This is a genomic window from Tessaracoccus coleopterorum (assembly GCF_011174705.1).
Classification (GTDB): domain Bacteria; phylum Actinomycetota; class Actinomycetes; order Propionibacteriales; family Propionibacteriaceae; genus Arachnia; species Arachnia coleopterorum.
In genome coordinates, this window is record NZ_JAANIJ010000001.1 from 171,955 (window position 1) to 189,861 (window position 17,907).

The 17,907-nt window shown below is 68.0% G+C and carries 13 protein-coding genes, 1 tRNA gene and 9 pseudogenes; 6 read left to right on the forward strand and 17 right to left on the reverse strand.

From position 1 onward, the window contains the following. Nucleotides 1-24: 24 nt before the first annotated feature. From G7085_RS28950 to G7085_RS01175, 7 genes and pseudogenes are all read right to left on the reverse strand, one after another. Complete coding sequence (locus G7085_RS28950) at nucleotides 25-159, reverse strand: hypothetical protein (RefSeq protein WP_269451742.1); 135 nt, start codon at nucleotides 157-159, stop codon at nucleotides 25-27. Between the two features lie 373 nt (nucleotides 160-532). Continuing rightward, nucleotides 533-1,516 (reverse strand): annotated as a pseudogene (locus tag G7085_RS01160) (glycoside hydrolase family 125 protein). Nucleotides 1,517-1,604: 88 nt separating this feature from the next. Further along, a pseudogene (locus G7085_RS28955) lies at nucleotides 1,605-1,691 on the reverse strand (hypothetical protein); the annotation flags it as partial. 172 nt (nucleotides 1,692-1,863) lie between these two features. Beyond that, nucleotides 1,864-2,667, reverse strand: a complete 804-nt coding sequence (locus G7085_RS31730) for a family 20 glycosylhydrolase (protein ID WP_231979097.1) — start codon at nucleotides 2,665-2,667, stop codon at nucleotides 1,864-1,866. A gap of 173 nt (nucleotides 2,668-2,840) precedes the next feature. Beyond that, a pseudogene (locus tag G7085_RS33715) lies at nucleotides 2,841-3,023 on the reverse strand (family 20 glycosylhydrolase); the annotation flags it as partial. Between the two features lie 314 nt (nucleotides 3,024-3,337). Beyond that, complete coding sequence (locus tag G7085_RS01170; protein ID WP_197509713.1) at nucleotides 3,338-3,763, reverse strand: HAD family hydrolase; 426 nt, start codon at nucleotides 3,761-3,763, stop codon at nucleotides 3,338-3,340. After that, nucleotides 3,697-3,951 carry an HAD family hydrolase gene (locus tag G7085_RS01175; RefSeq protein WP_197509714.1) on the reverse strand — a complete coding sequence of 85 codons (255 nt, stop codon included), beginning with the start codon at nucleotides 3,949-3,951 and terminating at the stop codon, nucleotides 3,697-3,699. The genes G7085_RS01170 and G7085_RS01175 overlap by 67 nt, the downstream gene beginning before the upstream one ends. Before the next feature lie 174 nt (nucleotides 3,952-4,125). On the opposite strand from G7085_RS01175, the gene G7085_RS01180 reads away from it, so the two are divergent. The 3 genes from G7085_RS01180 to G7085_RS01190 all read left to right on the forward strand — a co-directional run bounded on the left by G7085_RS01180 (nucleotide 4,126) and on the right by G7085_RS01190 (nucleotide 6,435). Further along, the gene (locus G7085_RS01180; RefSeq protein ID WP_197509715.1) at nucleotides 4,126-4,509 is read left to right on the forward strand and encodes a PfkB family carbohydrate kinase; all 384 of its coding nucleotides are present in this window, start codon (nucleotides 4,126-4,128) and stop codon (nucleotides 4,507-4,509) included. A gap of 30 nt (nucleotides 4,510-4,539) precedes the next feature. Next, nucleotides 4,540-5,505, forward strand: coding sequence for a PfkB family carbohydrate kinase (locus tag G7085_RS01185; RefSeq protein WP_231979848.1), 966 nt, complete (start codon nucleotides 4,540-4,542; stop codon nucleotides 5,503-5,505). A gap of 345 nt (nucleotides 5,506-5,850) precedes the next feature. After that, on the forward strand, nucleotides 5,851-6,435 hold the full coding sequence (locus G7085_RS01190) for a hypothetical protein (protein ID WP_197509717.1): 585 nt from the start codon (nucleotides 5,851-5,853) through the stop codon (nucleotides 6,433-6,435). Nucleotides 6,436-6,471: 36 nt separating this feature from the next. On the opposite strand, the pseudogene G7085_RS01195 reads toward G7085_RS01190, so the two are convergent. The 6 genes and pseudogenes from G7085_RS01195 to G7085_RS33730 all read right to left on the reverse strand — a co-directional run. Then, nucleotides 6,472-7,485 (reverse strand): annotated as a pseudogene (locus tag G7085_RS01195) (alkaline phosphatase family protein). 1 nt (nucleotide 7,486) lies between these two features. Next, nucleotides 7,487-10,593, reverse strand: a pseudogene (locus G7085_RS31735) (alpha-mannosidase). A gap of 142 nt (nucleotides 10,594-10,735) precedes the next feature. Beyond that, nucleotides 10,736-11,522, reverse strand: a pseudogene (locus G7085_RS33720) (family 4 glycosyl hydrolase); the annotation flags it as partial. Continuing rightward, a complete protein-coding gene (locus G7085_RS33725) occupies nucleotides 11,495-11,971 on the reverse strand; it encodes a family 4 glycosyl hydrolase (RefSeq protein WP_408647013.1) in 477 nt (158 codons plus the stop codon). The pseudogene G7085_RS33720 and the gene G7085_RS33725, both read right to left, overlap by 28 nt. A 2-nt stretch (nucleotides 11,972-11,973) precedes the next feature. Next, the gene (locus tag G7085_RS01210) at nucleotides 11,974-12,546 is read right to left on the reverse strand and encodes a DeoR/GlpR family DNA-binding transcription regulator (RefSeq protein WP_197509718.1); all 573 of its coding nucleotides are present in this window, start codon (nucleotides 12,544-12,546) and stop codon (nucleotides 11,974-11,976) included. Beyond that, nucleotides 12,468-12,671: pseudogene (locus G7085_RS33730) on the reverse strand (DeoR family transcriptional regulator); the annotation flags it as partial. The gene G7085_RS01210 and the pseudogene G7085_RS33730, both read right to left, overlap by 79 nt. 374 nt (nucleotides 12,672-13,045) lie before the next feature. On the opposite strand from G7085_RS33730, the pseudogene G7085_RS01220 reads away from it, so the two are divergent. From G7085_RS01220 to G7085_RS01230, 3 genes and pseudogenes are all read left to right on the forward strand, one after another. Continuing rightward, nucleotides 13,046-14,358, forward strand: a pseudogene (locus G7085_RS01220) (ABC transporter substrate-binding protein). A gap of 79 nt (nucleotides 14,359-14,437) precedes the next feature. Next, nucleotides 14,438-15,329 (forward strand): annotated as a pseudogene (locus G7085_RS01225) (carbohydrate ABC transporter permease). 97 nt (nucleotides 15,330-15,426) lie between these two features. Next, a complete protein-coding gene (locus G7085_RS01230; protein ID WP_331715394.1) occupies nucleotides 15,427-16,233 on the forward strand; it encodes a carbohydrate ABC transporter permease in 807 nt (268 codons plus the stop codon). A gap of 113 nt (nucleotides 16,234-16,346) precedes the next feature. Here G7085_RS01230 and G7085_RS01235 read toward each other — a convergent pair whose 3' ends face one another. From G7085_RS01235 to G7085_RS01250, 4 genes are all read right to left on the reverse strand, one after another. Next, nucleotides 16,347-16,610 carry a GNAT family N-acetyltransferase gene (locus G7085_RS01235; protein WP_197509721.1) on the reverse strand — a complete coding sequence of 88 codons (264 nt, stop codon included), beginning with the start codon at nucleotides 16,608-16,610 and terminating at the stop codon, nucleotides 16,347-16,349. Beyond that, a complete protein-coding gene (locus G7085_RS01240) occupies nucleotides 16,598-16,924 on the reverse strand; it encodes a GNAT family N-acetyltransferase (protein ID WP_197509722.1) in 327 nt (108 codons plus the stop codon). Before G7085_RS01240 ends, G7085_RS01235 begins: the two co-directional genes overlap by 13 nt. Nucleotides 16,925-17,151: 227 nt before the next feature. Then, nucleotides 17,152-17,227 (reverse strand) — tRNA-Asn (locus tag G7085_RS01245). 85 nt (nucleotides 17,228-17,312) lie between these two features. Then, nucleotides 17,313-17,816 carry a hypothetical protein gene (locus tag G7085_RS01250; protein WP_197509723.1) on the reverse strand — a complete coding sequence of 168 codons (504 nt, stop codon included), beginning with the start codon at nucleotides 17,814-17,816 and terminating at the stop codon, nucleotides 17,313-17,315. Between the last annotated feature and the right edge of the window lie 91 nt (nucleotides 17,817-17,907).

The window sequence follows — 17,907 nt, forward strand, 5'->3', positions numbered from 1 at the left end:
AGTCGCCAGCTCAGTTGAGGGTGGTCAGGGGATGCCGAGCGGGTCGGTGGCCGCGTTCGTCTGGAGGGAGGCCACCCCCGTCCGGGTCGGGTCGGCCGTGGCCGACGGGGCTGCGAGCCCCACCGAACCGATGATCAGGGCGGTGGTGAGGGCGCACACCAGAGGGGTGTGTCTGCGTCTGGACAAATCGTTTCTCCTCTTTGTGAAACGTCTCAATCGGGACCAGACGGACGATACACAGGCAACTGCCCGGCCACAGCGGGATTGCGAAATCACTTTGTGGCTCACCCTGCACGGTCGCCGTCGAGCGACGTGCCCGGGCGCTCCGGAGAGGCCAGCCGGATCGGACACATGACGCCGACCTTGTCAGTGACCCGCGGGGCCCGGAACGAGACACACACCGCGGGGTCCGGGGGCCCGGGGCCGGGAGAAACTCATTCTGCGCGGAGGTGCCCGTCCACCCCCGCCACACGCCTGTGCTCCCCGGGCCCACCCGAGCCAACCGGGCGACGACGAGACGTCCGCCTGTGGCTCAGGCGGCCGTCTCGTCGTCGACGGCGATGCGCATCATCAGCTCGCAGGCCATCGAATTGGACCAGCTGAACCAGGGACGCGTGAACAGGGTCGGGTCGTCCTTGTGGAAGCCCTCATGGGTCCATCCGGTGCCACCGTCGGTGGCCAGAATCGTGGCCAGGCAGGCCCTGGCCTCCTCGAGGTCGCCGGTGAGGCCCTGCACGGCGAGCGCGATGTGCCAGATGTATTCCTCGGGTGTGTGCGGGCTGCCGATGCCTTCGGCGGCGCTGCCCGAGTAGAAGTACGGGTTCTCCGGGCTCAGGACCCACGCCCGGGTCGCCTGGTAGAGCGGATCGGCCTGGTCGACGTCCGAGGTGAGCGGGAGCGACAGGAGCGACGGCATGTTGGCGTCGTCCATCAGGAGCGTCCCGCCCAGGCCGTCCACCTCGTACGCATAACGCCCGTCCACCACGCCGTGACGCTCGAGGCCGCCGCGGATCTCGCCGGCGAGTGCGGCCGCGTCGTCTCGGAGGTTGGCGTCACCCCAGTGCCCGGCAAGCTCCCCGATCTGCCGGAGGGCCGCAGGGCCATCAGCTGGGCCGGGATGTTGTACCCGAAGGTGCAGGCGTCGTCGGAGGGCGGAACCCGCTCCACGTCATCCCCGTGTACGCCACCGGGTGCCCCTGCCGTCCTCACCCAGCGTGTCCCACGGCTCGGATTCCCGGACATGGCCGTAGCTGGACGACTCGCCGTGATTCTGCTCGACCCGCCATTGCCCGACGATCGTGCGGCAGCCGGCGTGGACCACCTCGGTCAGGTGGCTGTCGTCGCCGGTCTCCGCCCAGACCCGGAACGCCAGATCGACGGGGAAACCAAGCGAGTCGATCTCGTACTTGCGCTCCCAGACCCGGGATCCATGGCGAGGTCGCCCTCGTCGAAGTGGGCTCCCGTCGGGCCGTCGTTGAAGGCGTTGGCATAGGGATCGAGAGCGATGGAGGCCCACTGCCGTGCGATGATCCCCGCACCACCCGGGCAACCTCCGCGACGTCGAGCAGCCGCATGAAGGGAAGCACCTGCGCCGAGGAGTCGCGCAGCCACATGGCGGGGATGTCGCCGGTCACCACGAACACGCCGTCGGGGCGGAGGGTCATGGTGGTGCACCAGGTGTCGAGCATCATGGCCCGGAAGCGCTCCGCGGCGATCTCCCCGAGGACCGCTCGATGCGCTCGGCCCAGGCGTCGATCCGGAGATCAGCTCGGGCCCGGCCGGGTTGGCGATGTGACGCATGTCAGTCTTCCGTCCTTGTCGTTGCGGTGCCCTCGGTGCGGCACCAGTTCAGTTCCATCGCCGTCAGCCTGTCGAGGTGGGAAGCCAGTCCGGCCAGGGTGTCCGCCTCGCTGACCTCACCCGCCACAGCTGCTGGGCCAGGGCGCTGCCGCGGGGCCAGAGCTGGTACTCGGCGCGGCCCCAGGTGTGGACGTACTCCGACCAGAGCTGGAACTGGCCGCCCAGGAGCCTCGGTCGGAGCCCGGGCTCGAGGCGCAGCTCCTTCGCGAGCCCCGCCGTGTGGGCGAGCGTGGTCATGCCCCCATCGTCAGGGGCCGGAGGGATCGTCGTGTTGGGCGTAGTCGAGGTAGGTGGAGTCGACCGGGGCCGCGATGACCTCGAAGCCCTTGGCCGCCGCCGCTGCGATGGATGCCCTGTCGCGCCACACCATGACGGTGACGCCCTCGGGGCACCCATCTCGAGGACCTCGTCCCACGCGACCACTCTGCGGCCGGCGGCGAGCACATGGTCACAGACCTGCCGCTCGAACCAGGCCTGGGCCTCTGCCCCCGTGGTGATGCCGTGCTCAGCCATGGTGGCGAGCGAGACCGGGTCCTGGAACCACTCCTCCGAGGGGCACTCATCGCCGCCGATGTGGATCGGCGACCCGGGGAAGAGCTCCATCGCGGCATCGAGAACGTCGCGGCAGAACCGGACGGCCTCGTCCGAGAGCCGCAGCACGTGGTGGGACACGCCGAAGCAGGTGCGGGGGTGGCTGACATGATCGCAGGCGCCCAGCTCCGGATAGGCGGCGAGGACCGACTCCATGTGCCCGGGCATGTCGATCTCCGGCATGACGGTGATGCCGAGTTCGCCGGCGCGGGCCACGAGCCTGCGGATCTCCTCGACGGTGTAGGAACCGCCGTGGGGACGCCCGTCATGCTGGGGGAAGTCGTCGCGGTCGTTCTCATCGGGCGGGGGCTGATGACCCGGCAGGGTCCCGGGCGCCGGGCGCCCTCGGCCGTCAGTTTCGGGTATGCCGGCACGGGTAGCCGCCAGCCCTGATCCTCGGTCAGATGGAGGTGGAGCACGTTGAGTTTGTGCGCCGACATCACCTCGAGGTGCTTCAGCAGGCCGTCCATCGGCAGGAAGTGACGACCCACATCGATGAGACACCCGCGCCACGCGTTGGCGGGTGCATCCTCGATCCGGGCGCACGGGAGGACGAGGGACGACTGCTCCATGGGCCCGGGCCCCTGGATCTGGGCCGGCAGCAGCTGCAGCAGCGTCTGCACCGCCCAGACCGCCCCCGTCTCCCGCCCGCACGGACGGAGACACCATCGGGGCGATGTCGATCCGGTAGGCCTCCTCGGCGAGCGAGGGGTCCGCGATGAACTCGACGCCGGGGCCCACGGCTGCCACCGTCCGGGCACCGGCGGCCAGCAGAAGGCGCTCGGCGAGGAGGCGGGCACCCACACCTCCCCGCGCACGGGCAGCGGATCGGTGAGGGAGAAGGTCCCTTCCAACCATTCGACGTGTGTGGGGGTGGGCAGGAGCTTCACGAGATCGCCTCCGGGGTCCAGGTGATGATGCGGGGATCGGTCAGGTCGGGGACGTTGAGGTCGCCCAGATGTGCGGCGTCGGGACCGACTGTCACGACGAAGGCACCGGAGGCGCGGGCCGCGGTGGCGCCCATCGGCGAGTCCTCGAAGACGACGCACTCGGTGATGTCGGCACCGCAGCGCTGCGCGGCGAGCAGATAGAGGTCGGGCGCGGGCTTGGGGTGGACGACGTCCTCGGTGCCGAGCGCCGCCGTGAAGTGGTGGTCCCAGCCCAGCGTTGCGACGACCCTCGCCACGATGTCGGAGGGGGAGTTCGACGCGATCGTGATCGGGAGCGACGGGCTCAACCGCTCGATCAGCTGGGCTGCCCCAGGGGTGGGGTGAACCCCGTCCCGCAGGTTTTCGCCGAGGAGTTCGAGCATGCGGGCCCCAGCGCCTCCGGGTCGGCTCCGGGATGGACGCCAATGATCTCGTCGACCACATCCTGGACGGTCCCACCGAGGATTCCCTGTCCGGCCGAGTCCTCGCCCAGTTCCCGCCAGAGTTCGCGCGTGGCCGCGAACCACGCATGTTCCGAGGCGACCAGCGTGTTGTCCATGTCGAAGAGCACGGCGGCCACGCGAGCGGGTGGTGAGGCCGTTGCAAGGGGTGGGGCGTCATTGAGTCTCCAGGGTCGGGGCCGCGCACCACGATAGCTCGGAATGCGCGTTCTTGACCATTTCGATTGAATTTGAGCGAGTTGCGCCGCTAGGTTGATCATCATGTCTGTGCCCTCACCGTCGACGTGCTCACCGTCGGTCTCACCTACCGCGACCTGATCTTCACCGGGGTGGAGGCGATGCCTTTGCCGGGCGAGGAGCGCTACGCGTCCTCGTTGCACGAGATGTGGGGCGGCATTGCCACCATGGCCCGCGTGTCCGCCGCCCTCGGTAGCCACACCGCCCTCGCCACCGCCGTCGGATCCGACCCGGCCAGCAGGCGGCTCCTCGACGACATGGCCGCGATCGGCGTCGACACGAGCCTGACCGCCCACCACGAGGGCTGGAGCCTCCCCGTCACCGTGGCCATGTCACTCCCCACGACCGGGCCATGCTCACCGTCGAGACCCCACCGCCCGCGGATCTGGCCACCCACCTGGCGGAGGCCCGGTTCACGGCCACCTCCCTGATCGTGGACCTCCGCGATCCGCCGCCCCTGGCTGCAGAGCGCACGGGCGGGCGGGGCGACCGTCTTCGCGTCCCGGGGTTTCGACCCGACGGAGCAGTGGGGCGATGAGGCCCTCCACGGACTGGACGGGACCGACGTCTGGATGCTCAACGACCTGGAGGCCCGGGCCTTCACGGGGCTCGAGGATCCGGCCGCTGCGGCCCGCCTCCTCGCGGAGCGGGTTCCGCTCGTGATCGTGACGCGCGGCGCGGACGGGATGGTCGCCGCCGACGGGAGCACCGGCGCCGAGGCGGTGGTCCCCGCATTCGCAGTGACGCCCCTCAACACCACGGGCGCGGGCGACTCGACCCTTGCCGCCTTCGCCTTCGCGCACCGCATCCCCGGTGCCTCCCTGGAGGACCGGCTCAACCTCTCCGCCTTCATCGCCAGCGCAGTGCTGGCCTCCCCGCCGGGGCGGGGACTCCCCGTCCCTCGAAGAGCTCCACCGCAACGCCACCCGCGGCACCGACCCACGTCATGCGCGGATCGCCGAACTCCTGGAAGGAAATCGATGAAACCGTTCTCGATCCTCGTCATCGGCGACACCCAGTACCTCTTCGACGGGGCACGGAAACGGCCCGGGTTCCTGCTCGACACCTTCAGGCATGCCTCGGCGCTTGCCGGAACCGGGGCCGTCGCCCCCATCCGCCACGTGATCCATGTCGGCGATGTCACCGAGCACGGATGGGCGGACGAGGCGGAGGCCGCGGAGTCGGTGCTGCAGGCCGGGGCGGCCCTGCTCCGGGGCACCGGCATGACGATCGCCACCGGCAACCACGATATTGCCCAGTACTCGGACGACACCCGCGGCGAGACGGACTTCTCGCGCGTCTTCGGGCCCGCCTCCCGCTGCTCGGGGAAATGGCGTGCGTGCCCTCCGGCACGGGCCAGGCGGGTACTCCTCCTGGCGGGAGGTCGAGATGGGCGACGGCGCATCCATCGGCGTCCTCGCCCTTGACTGGCGCCCCTCGGCGGCGGGCTGGCGATGGGCGGACGACATCCTCTCGGCCCATCCCGACCTGCCCACGATCATCGTCAGCCACGAGACCGCCTTCCAGGGCGAGCTGACTCCGCACGGCGACCTCGTGAAGGACCTGATGGCACCCCACCCGCAGGCTTTCCTGGCCCTCGGGGGCACGAGTGGCCCAGCACCAGGGTCAGCCAGGACGGACGGGAGTACCACGCCGTCAACTACCAGGAACTGCCGTTCGGTGGCGCGGGCGCCGGCCGCATCTACGAGTTCGATCCCGGCCGCGGAACCTGCCAGGTCATCTCCTTCTGCCCGGCGGCCGACCGGCCGGAGGTGCTCCGTTCGGTCGAGGCCCGGCGCAGGTTGGCTCTCGCCCGACCCGAGGATCAGTTCGCGTTCGACCTGCCCGCCTCCCTCGGCGGGAGGTCGACCCCCTGGCAGGCCGAGGGCCTCGCCCTCATCGCCGACACCGCGCCGAACGGCGAGACCGAGATCACTCTCAGACTCGACGGTGCCTTCGTCCTCGAGATCGAGGCGGAGCTGCCGCCCGCGATCCCGGACAGCTGGCAGGTCCTGCTGACGCGGCTGGGGACCGCGCCGGACGGCTCCCCGGAGCCCCTCGCGGCACTCAGCCTGTCGACCGAGAACTTCATCGGATGGATGGCGTACACGCAGGGCGGGGAGACCTGGACCAACTCACACGAGTATCAGCCCTCGCAGATCGTGAGCATCGTCATCGCCCAAGGCGCGACCCACGGCGCCTGGATCGACGGTGATCCGGTGGGACGGGTGGACGGGGGACTCGCCCACACCCTCCTCGACGGGCCCTGGCGCTGGCGCCTCGGGTCGGGCGAGTACGGCGGCGAGCCGGCGGACCCGTTCGGGGGAACCGTCCGCCGGCTCAGGGCCTGGGCCTGAGGACCCCTCAGGCGCCCTGCCCGACCACCGAACCGGTCACCACTCGAAGCTCAGGTTTCGGGTGGGGCCGAGGGGCTCGATGTCCCGGAGCTCGCCGACCCCGGGGCCTCCCAGGAGCCGCTCCGCACACCGAGGGCGTCGAGCAGCAGGCCCATCACATCCTGGCTGCGCAGCGTGGCCGCCCCCTGAGTGTCTCCGGCAGCCGGCCACCCACCCGGTGGGTGATGAGGAAGCTGCGCCGCACCTCGACCTCGTCCTCGCCGTGGCCGCCGGCCGGCTTGTGACCGTGATCGGTGGTCACGGCGATGAGCCAGTCCTCGCCCAGCTGCTCGTGCCGTTCGTAGACGGCCTTCACCAGATGCCTGGTGAGCTCATCCACCCTCGAGATGGCCTGCCGGTACTGCTCTGAGTCGGCGCCGAACTCGTGGCCGGAGGCGTCGGCACCCTCGAAGTACACGACGGCCCCGTCCGGGCCCTCGTGCAGGAGCCTCCAGCATGCCCAGGCGGCCACCTCCGCATCGGCCGCGGGGATGCCGTCGGCCGACGCGGGGTGGAACACCTGGTGCTGGCCGGTTCGCTGCTGGTCGGTGCGCTGTTGGAGGATCGGGCCGGGCGCCGTGACGAACGCGTCCCAGGTGGCGGCCAGCATGGTCCTGGCGGTCGGGTTCGCGTGGAAGATGCGCGACAGGATGTCGGGCCGACGGGCCAGGTCATGGCCGACGAACTCGTTCCACCAGACGTTGCACTGCTCGTGCGTCGACCCCGTCAGGATCGAGGCCCAACCGGGAGCAGAGTCGGTGGGCGGGGTCATCCACATCGGGACGACCCGCCCCTCGGAGTGCTCGCCACCCCGCACGAGCCGGGCGAGCGTTGGAGCGATCACCCCGAGTTCCGCAACGCCGGGCCCGGTCAGTGTCGCGTCGCCTCCCCGGCGGTGAACCGCTCGTCGGACGGATGGTCCGGGGCGTCGAAGCCGCGGTCGGCGGCCACGGAGTCGGGCAACGCGAGATCGGCGCGGACGCCGTCGAGGCACACCAGGAGCAGCTTCACGTCACCGCCGCCTGATCCGCAGCGTGAGGATCTGGAACGGGCGGAGCCGGAGATCCAGCACCCCCTCCGCGGCGCCCACCAACGACTGGGTCGGCTCGTCCACTGGCGCCTCGAGGAGATCGACCTCCAGCACCTCCGCGTGATCCTGCAGCACCCGGAGCCGCACCCGGCTGCGGGCACCGGCGGCCTCGTGGAGACGCACCACCAGATCGCCCGACCCGTCGAAAGCGAGCTTGACGGCGTCGATGACCGCGAACGAGGCGCCGTCAAGGGGCTCAACGGAGACGGGGCCGCCACTTCGACGGCGCCCGGTACGACGCGGAGTGGCTGGTTGAGCCGCGCCCCTGCCGCGTGCGACGCGGCCACATCCGTGCCGACCGTGATGGCGTAGGAGAGCGTGTGCTCCCCGAGGTCCGCGGCCGGGTCGGGCGAGTTGGGTGCCCGCAGGAGGCTCAGTCGTGCGTCGACGCCACCTGTGGCCCTCGCCTCCGATCCCCCGCCGGAGTGACGTTGTGGCCGTACCCGGAGTTGGTGCTCAGCGTGACGCCGTAACCGGGTTCGCGCAGCCAGAGCCAGCGGTGCGCCATGGTCTCGAACCGGGCGTGGTCCCACGACGTGTTCGAGTGGATCGGGCGCTCGATGTGGCCGAACTGGACCTCTGCCGCCGAATGGGTGGCGCGCACGTCGAGCGGGAAGGAGACCTTCATGATCTTCTCGCGCTCGCGCCAGTCAACCCTCGCGCCGAAGTCCACGGTTGCGCTGCCGGCATCGAGCGAGACGCTCTGGACCACGGCCGACGTGCCAAACCTCCTGGTGACGTCCACCCGTGCCCGCAGGCGGTCCTCCACCGCGATCTCGAGCGACTCGACGGAGGTGAGGTCCTCGCCCGTCCGCAGGTACTGGTCCTCGAGTTCCCAGGCGTCGAAGCAGCTCGGGTGGTCGGGGTGGAGGCGCAGCACGTTGGCCCGGCGCCCCGGCAGGAGCACCTCACGGTCGACGCGCAGGTCGATCAGCGACCCGACGGTGCCGTCGGCCTCGACGACGACGCGGACCAGCGAGTTGTCCAGGATGATCCGGTCGCCGTCACGCGAGATCGTCACGGGTGCGGCCGGAGCATCGCCCTGGCCGGTCAGCCGGCTCGACGACAGCGGCGGGAGCGACACGAACCGGAGCCGCCCGTCGTGCTCGATGACCTCGGTGCGCTCCACATCGGAGGCGTTCACCACCGTGGCGCCGACGCCACCGGCAGCGGTGAGCGCGGCAGCGGCGGAGGCGAACATCGTCTCCAGTTCATCGAGGATCTCCCGGTACTCGGCGATGGCCTCCCGGTTGACCCACGACGTGCTGCTTCCCGGCAGGATGTCGTGGAACTGGAGCACGAGCACCCGGCGCCAGAGGGTCTCCAGCTCGTCCTGCGGGTAGGGGTGGCCGACCCGGGCGGCATGCGAGCAGATCCACTCGACGGCCTGCAGTGCGGCCTCGCTGCGGCGGTTGCCCTGCTTGAGCTCGACAAGGGAGGTGAAGATGCCCCGGTGGAACTCGAGGTAGAGCTCCCCCGCCCACACGGGCGGGTCGTACTCGGCCCGGGCCGCCTGCTCGAACTCGGCGGGCGTTCCGTGGGAGACGACCGGTGCCCCCTCGAGATCGGCGAAGCGGCGCACCCGCTCGACCATCTCACTGACGGGGCCACCCCCACCGTCGCCGTAGCCGTAGGGCAGCAGCGAGCGGGTCGCGCGGCCCTTCTCCTTGAAGTTGCGCTCCGCACCCAGCACCTCCTCGGCGCTGACGATCGAGTCGTAGGAGTCGACGGGTGGGAAGTGGGTCCAGATGCGGGTGCCGTCGATGCCCTCCCACCAGAAGGTGTGGTGCGGCAGCTTGTTGACCCGGTTCCACGAGAGCTTCTGCGTGAAGAACCAGCGCATCCCGGCGAGCCGGGCGATCTGCGGCAGCTGGCCGCTGTACCCGAAGGAGTCGGGCAGCCACAGACAGTCGGTGTCGACACCCAGCTCATCGCGCGTGAAACGGACTCCGGAGGTTAGCTGCCGGACGAGCGACTCTCCGCTCGGCATGGTGGCGTCGGGCTCGATCCACATTCCACCCACAACGCTCCACTGGCCACGGTCCATGGCTCCACGTACCCGCCGGTAGACCTCGGGCGAGTCCTCCTTGAGCCAGGCGTGGTGCTGTGGCGCGGAGTTGGCATAGCGGAAGTCGGGGTACTGGTCGGCCAGCGCCACGACGTTGCTGAACGTGCGCACGATCTTGCGGCGCGTCTCACGCAACGGCCAGAGCCATGCCGTGTCGATGTGGGCGTGGCCGACGGCGGTCATCTTCTGCGCCGAACGCGCAGCACCGCTCTCAAGCAGCGGACGCAGAACCGCGCGGGCCGCCTCCGCGCCCTCGATGATGCCCTCGGCATCGAGGACATCGGCGGCATCCTCCATGCCACGCAACAGGCAGGCGCGCCAGGTGGAGTCCACCGGAAGCTGCCGCATCAGTCCGTCCAGCACATCCAGGTCCATGTGAAGGCCCCAGACATGCTCGCGGCGAACGACGAGCTCGGCACCGCCGAAGCGCCAGACGGGCGCGTCCGAACGGGTGAGGATGTCACCCTCGAGCGTCACCTTGCCCAGCTTCTGCGTCATGTCGGGGTTGGCGGCGGCCTCCACAAACAGCGTGACCGTCCCGTCCGGATCGACGATGCTGCGCTGGGCCGCCAAGGAACCGAAGGTCAACGGCACCGTACGGTTCATGGGGTTGACGGCCTTGAGCGGCCAACCGTCGGCGGTGTAGACCATGCCCTCGGACTGGTTGCCCGCCCAGTCGCCGACGAACCCGAGGTCCACCCGCAGCTCCAGTCGCTCCGCGGCCGCCTCCTCAGGCACGTTTCCCGCGACCCTCAACCACCACGTCGACCAGGCAGGGCCCAGAGGGTGTCGACGGGGAAAGCACTGTACTCGGCCTCCAACGCCTCGCTGAAGCTCACCGGCTCCCCGGCACCTTCCAGGCGCTGACATCGAGTGGCGCGACGACGTGGAAGACCGACCCTTCGACCCGCTCGCGGAGCTTCTCGATTCGCTCCTCCACCAACTCTCGGTTGTCGTGCATCAGGGCTTCTCCTTGAGGTAGGCGAGGTCGTCGAAGTTGGCGATGAGGTCGTCCAGCAGTTCCCCGCCACCCGGTACGAGTCGACGAGCGGGTGATGGCTGAGCGCCAGCAGCGCATCCTCGCGGGAGCCGTTCACGGCCGCGTGGATCGTGCATCGCTCCACATACTTGGCGTTGACCACGATCCCCTCGCATGTTCGGGGAGGACGACCCCGGGCAGCGGCGTGACCCCGCTCCCGTCGACGTGGCAGGGATCTCGACGACGGCGGAGTCGTCCAGGTCGGGCAGCAGGCCGTTGTTGGCGACGTTGAGTATGAGCTCCGCGGGGACGTCGTTCGCAATGGCGTGCATGATGGCGAGGGCAACCTTGTCGTAGCCGCCCGTCTCCAGGTCGGCATCGTCGCGTTCGAAGCTGCCTGCGGCCTCACGGTTTGTCGCCATGTAGGTCGCCTCACGCTCGAGCCGGGTGCGCTCCCACCGTTCGTAGGCGCCGGCGGCTGCGCCGTCGAACGAGTCGTAGAAGGCGCGCTGCTGCTGGGCGAGGAACCGGCCGCGGGTCTGATCGGTGGCGCTGTCGATCGCCAGATCCTCGCGGGCGTAGTAGTAGTAGTGCAGGTACTCGTTGGGGACCGCCCGAAGCGACTGCACGAGGTCGGCCCCGAAGAGGCGCCCTTCCTCGAAACGCTCGATCAGATCAGGCCGGTCCAGGAGCAGCGGAAGCACGTCGACGCCGTCTACCGACAGGCCGGTAAGCCATCCGAGATGGTTGAGCCCCGCGTAGTGGATCCGGACGCGGTCGCTCCCGGCAGAGACGCCAGGGACATCGGCGGCCACCAGGCCCTCTGCCTTGAGCACGTCGATGATGCGCCGGGCGAGGCCTACAGGCGAGTCGCAGATTCCGATCACGCGGTCACCGAGATGACGCTGCATGAACTCGGTGATGACCCCGCAGGGTTCGTGAAGTTGATCACCCAGGCATCCGGCGCATACTCCTTGACCGCGTCCACGATCCGCGTGACAGCAGGGATGCCGCGCAGCGCGTAGGAGATTCCCCCTGCTCCAACTGTCTCCTGGCCGATGACGCCGTGCCTCAGCGAGATCTGTTCGTCGAGCGCCCGACCAGTGGTGCCACCCACCCGGATGGCGGAGAAGATGAAGTCGGTATCGGTGAGGGCCACCCTGAGATCCGTCGTTGCAATGAGTTCGGGTGCACACTCGACACCGGTTGCGAGTTCACGGAGCACGCTCGTGATGGCGGCCAGCCGACGCTCATCGGTGTCGTAGAGCCGCAACTGTGTGACACGTTCGACGTTGTTGTCGGCGAGCAGCGCCTTGTACACGAGCGGCACGCGGAATCCGCCGCCGCCGAGAATGGTCAACTTCATACTGTCCTGATTTCGGTGTGGTGATTGAAGCAGCGCTCCACGAGCGAGGGTGCGAGAGCCCGGGCATCTGTGATGATGCCGTCGAGCAGGTCGACATCGAAGGGCGAGGTGCTCCCCTTACCTGGGAACTTGTCCTCATCCGCGAGGAGATACGTGGTGGTGGAGGCCGCCCTGATGGCTCGCTTGACGTCGCTCTGGGCGAACGAGTTGTCCCTGATGCGTCCGGTGTCCGAGACGCCGGAACAACCGAGAAAGGCGATGTCAGCCTGCTGGCGGGCCAACGCAGCGGAGACCTGCGGACCGGTCAGACACTGGTACTGCTCAGACCACTGCCCGCCGAGGAGGACAAGTTCTGCCTGGCGCGTCGACCGGAGGTGCTCGAAGGTGGGAAGCGACGCGGTCAGCACGGTGACATCCTTGGCCGTGAGCGCCAGGGCGACGAAGTGCGCGGTGGTGCCGATATCGAGGATCACCGTCGCACCGTCCGGAATCAGCGCTGCGGCAGCGGCGCCGATGCGCTGCTTGCCTGCGCCACCGCGCGCAAGTGCCTCCTGGAACGGGTCGTCCACCTCACGCGCGAGCTGGACCCGCCCCAGGTACGCTCGACGAGCCCCGCCTCCTCCATCTCTGCGATGTCGCGGCGGACCGTCGCCGGGCTGGCCTGGAACTGCTCGGCCACCTCGGCAACCGAGACCGGCCCCGGGCATGCAGGAGGGCTAGCAGGGCATCATGTCTGGCGGTCTTGAGCACAGGACCACGCTAGCCGAAAATTCTCTAACTCGCTCGCACTCGCTCAACTCGATCAGAGTTCTTCACTTGGCACGGAATTGTTGCTAGATTGGCTGCCGTAACGACGGACTTGACGATCAGTTTCATCATCAACCCACGTCACAGCGTCTTGGCGCCAAAGCGGCCACCGGGACATCCTCCTCGACAGACAGAGTCCGGGGGCCACTGAGGGACTTCTTCCGTGCGGCAGTCTGAGACAACGGGTGCAGATTCTTGATCGATCTGTCCGATCATGGCTGAATCCTCAGCCTCCGACGCACGAACAAGGAGAGTTCGATAATGAACGTATCTCGACGATCGCTCATGCAGGGTGGAGCCGCCGGGCTCGGTTTCCTGGCACTGGGTGGGCTCACTGCATGCTCCACCGCTGCGCCGGGCTCCGGCAATGCAAGCGCTGGCGCCACGGGCGGGGTCACCAACCTCGTGCTCTGGACGTGGCCTGAGGGCTTCGGCAAGAAGGCCCTGGAGGCGGTCGCGACAAAGTTCCCGCAGTACAAGCTCCGACAGGATGTGATCGGCGGCGAGTTCAAGCAGAAGCTGACGACGACCTTCACCGCGGGCAGCGGCCTGCCTGACATCACCGGCGTCAAGGGCGAGGACATCTCGTTCTTCCTGTCCCAGCCGAAGTACTTCACCGACCTGAACACACTCGGTGCCGAGGACATCAAGGGCGACTACCTCGAGTACAAGTGGGCGCAGGCGACGACCAAGGACGGCCAGCAGCTCGGCATCCCGATCGACATCGGCCCCACCGCGCTGTTCTACCGGTTCGACATCTTCGAGGAGGCGGGTCTGCCGTCCGATCCTGAGGAGCTGGCCGCGGCCATCCGCACCTGGGAAGAGTTCATCGAACTGGGTAAGAAGCTCAAGGCCGCCAAGCCGGAGACGTATCTCGTCCGCAATGCGGGCGGCATGTTCGACACGATCTGGAAGCAGTCGGGCAAGGGCTTCATCGACGAGTCCGGCACGTTCATCGGCGACCAGGACCACATCCGGTCGGCTTGGGATACGTCGATCTCCGCCTTCCAGGCGGGCATCGTCGCAACCCTCGACAACAACACCGCCGATACGGCAGCGGCGGTCAACGAGGGCCGCCTCCCCGCCGACTTCGGCGCCTCGTGGCACCTTGCCGATCTCATCGTCGATGCTCCGCAGACCGCGGGCAAGTGGCACGTCTGCGAACACCCGGGCACCGCAACCAACAACGGGGCTCGTTCCTGACCATTCCTGCGGGAGTCGCGGATCCGGCCGCCTCGTTCGAGGTCATCAGGTTCCTGCTCAATGCGGAGAACCAGGCGCTGGAGTACGAGGACAAGGGTAACTTCCCCGCTGTCCCGGCCTCCTGGGATCTGCCCGAGCTCACCGGCCCGGTCGAGTTCCTCGGTGGTCAGGTCGCCTCCGAGGTGTTCGGTCACGCGGCCGAGACTGTGCGCCCGATCTTCTCGGACCCGAACGAGAACACGATCAACGCCCCGTACTTCGCAGAGATGGAGCTCGTGGAGACTGCGGGCAAGGATCCCGAGAAGGCATGGAGTGATGCCGTCACCGCTGCCAAGCGCCTTGCGCAGCAGGTCGGCCTGACGGTGAAATGAGTCGACACACAGCACGGCGGGGAGGCGTAGAGGCCTCCCGCCGGTCGGCGATCACCGGACGTTGTCGACCTGGCAGAGGATGAGGAAGTCGCTCCCCAGTACGGTGCGCTCTCCCCTACTTCTTCCTCTTCCTCCTGTTCGGCGCCATGCCGATGGTGTTCACCATGGCGCTCGCGTTCACGAACTGGTCGGGCCTCGGCGACATCAACTTCATCGGCCTCGAGAACTTCAGGTATCTCCTGACCGACCCACTGTTCTTCAAGTCGCTCGGCAACACCATCATCCTGTGGATCATGGCGACGGTACCGACCTTGACGCTCGCCACCATCGTGGCGCTCATGCTGAACTCGACGCTGAGGTTCTCCACCACCTACCGGGTCATCTACCTCATCCCCAACGTCACCTCGCTGGTGGCCATGGGCATCCTCTTCAGTTCGCTCTTCTCCAGCCAGTTCGGCCTCGCCAACGCGATCATCAACCTCTTCGGGTTCGACAACATCGCCTGGCTGCAGAGCGAGTGGGGCATCAAGATCGCCATCTCCGCACTGAGCATCTGGTCGTTCGTCGGCTACAACGCGCTCCTGATCCTCGCGGGCCTCCAGGCGATCGACAAGACGCAGTACGAATCCGCCGCCATCGACGGTGCCAACGGCTGGCGGACGTTCTTCCACATCACGCTTCCGCAGTTGCGCTCCATCGTGCTCTTCATCACCCTCATGTCGACGATCGGCTCACTGCAGAGCTTCACCGAGGCCCGGGTCCTCACCTCGTCCATGTCGGGCGGCGCGGCATCCGCCGGAGGTGTCGGCAACTCAGGTCTGACGATGGTCCTCTATTTCTACTCGGTGGCATTCCAGGAGAATCGCTTCGGCTACGGCGCCACGATTGCCTGGGGCGTCTTCGTCGTCGTGATGTTCTTCTCCGCGATCAACTGGATCGTGACGAGGGAACGTAAGGAAAGGGGCGTCTGATGAGCTCCATGAACGCCCGCGCAGTACCCGCCGCCCTGGCGGGCCCCGCCATCAGCGGTGGGGGCCCCGTCGACGCAGAGCCGCGCCGAGACGCGGAGTGATTGCCCGTCACGCAGCGCTCATTGTCGGCGCCCTCGCCTCCCTGTTCCCGTTCTACTGGATGTTCGTGCTCTCCACGCACGAGTCCGAGGTGATCTACCAGTATCCGCCGGTCATGGTTCCGGGCGGCAAGCTGGCGACCAACTACGGATCGATCATGGAACGGATCAACATCTGGGGTGCCATGTCAAACACCCTCGTCGTGGCTCTCAGCGTGACGGTGCTCGTTCTGCTGATCTCCTCGTTGGCCGCATTCTCGTTCGCGAAGTTCGAGTTCCCAGGCAAGAACGTACTCTTCGCGATCGTGATGGCGACCTTTCTCCTGCCATCGCAGCTCGCGACGATTCCGCAGTTCCTCTTCATGAGCAAGCTCGGTTGGGTGGGCGACCTCAAGGCGCTGATCTTCCCCTCCCTCGCGAGCGCATTCGGGGTCTTCTGGTTGCGTCAGTACACGACGAATGCACTCCCGAAGGAGCTGCTGGAGGCCTCCACGCTCGATGGCTGTGGCTTCCTGCGGCAGTACTGGCACGTGTGCCTACCGACGGTCCGTCCCGCCTTGGCGTTCCTGGGTATGTTCACCTTCATCGGGTCCTGGAACGACTTCATGTGGCCGTTGATCGTGCTGAACGATCCCACAAAGCAGACGCTCCAGGTTGCGCTGAGCCAGCTGAAGACGGCCCACGGGAACGACTACGGCATGTTGATGGCGTCTTCGCTGATCGCCGTCGTACCGCTGCTGCTGATCTTCGCGATCGGCGCGAAACAGTTCATGGCCGGCATCACGGAGGGTGCGGTCAAGGGCTGACCTCTCCGACGGCCCGGGCGCCGGTGGCGCGGACGAACCTTCCGGTTCCCGCGACACCGGCGTCACCATTTCGGAGCCCTCGACCAGGTGGTCAGCCGTCTCGCCGGGCCTCCTCAGGCCAGGCCAACGAACGCGCGGAACGCGTCGGCACCCTGGTAGTTGACCCGTTCGTCGGGACGGTTGAGGCGTGCAGGCGTGAGCCGGAACCGTACCTCGTCGGTGGCCTCGCCCAACCGGTCAACCGGGGCACGGTCGAACCGCTCGTAGCCGACCTTCTCGCTGACCCGCTGGCTGGCCGGGTTGTCGGCATAGGCCTCGGTGCGGCACTGGACCGCTCCGAGTTGATCGAAGGCGAAGGCACAGATCATGGCGCGCATCCGGGTGCCGATCCCCGCCCGTGGAAGGCCCGACCGAGCCACGATCCGGTATGCACCACCCTTGCCACCGGAAAGTTGCGGGCGCGGAGATCCTGCGCGCCGACCAGTTCACCGTCGCGCCGGGCGACCATGAGCAGCTCCCAGCTCTCCACGGTGCTGGCGGCCCAGGTGTTGAAGTAGAACCGGGCCGAGTTGGTTCGCAGTTGCCCGGGTGGCAGCAGGGCCCAGTCACTCAGGAACGGATACCCGGAACCCTCAGGCACGATCCCGGCGACGGCGAGGTCGAGCACCTCCGGCACATCATCGGGGGTCATGGCGCAGAGCACCAGGTCCCGCAGGTGATGCGCACGCCGAACGGCGGATAGATCTCTGCCCACTCAGTCATGACCGCAGGCTATCGGGTGCCGATGCCGTGACGGCGGGGCGGCAGGGCCCTCACCTGCCCGGATAGCATCGCTCCACCGATCCGGTGCCGCAATCCACCTGACAAGAAAAGAACCGCTCCGACTAGGTATTTACCCTAGTCAGAGCGGCTTTCGTGTGGCTCCCCGGACTGGACTCGAACCAGTAACCCTTCGATTAACAGTCGAATGCTCTGCCAATTGAGCTACCAGGGATCAGCGCTCCCGCGCGAGAAGAAACACTAGCAGAGTCCTTCAGGGGTACGCCAATCGGCCGCTGCCGCGAGAGGTGCCCTGGCTGTCACAGCGAGAAGTACTCGGACTTCAGCCGATCCGTCTCGGCCACCACAGCGGCGCTGGTCGCGGGGTCGCTGAGGTCTGCCCCGCCCGACGCGACCGCATACCACGACATGGTCATGTGCCTGCCGAGGCTGCGGCGCCCGACGATCTGTACCTCGCCTCGCACCGGGGCGTCGATGAGGACCTGGACGACCGTCGAGGCCTCGACGCGTTCCCGGAAGAGCTGCGGAAGATGCTGCGGGTCGCTCAGCGCCACCTCGTGCTGGACGCCGTCCACGGTCTTCCAGCGGAACCGTCCCTGCTCCGCCTTCCACGAGCCCCCGCCGACCCGCTCCCAGGGCCACACCTCCCATGAGCCGTGCGTGCCCACTGCGAACGCCTCACGGGTTCCCGCAACCACCACGCCGTCCTCGCCGGTCGCGTGCGCGAGCACGTCCGCCCTGCCACCGAGTTCCTCGTCGAGCCCGGCGAACAGGACGGGATCGGTGCGCTTGAAGAGTGCCATGCCCCCATTGTGCCCGCTGTGGAAAAGAAGTGTTGTCCGTCGTCACACCGTCCACAACCCACCCCCGCCCATTCCGGCAGCCTCCCGCACG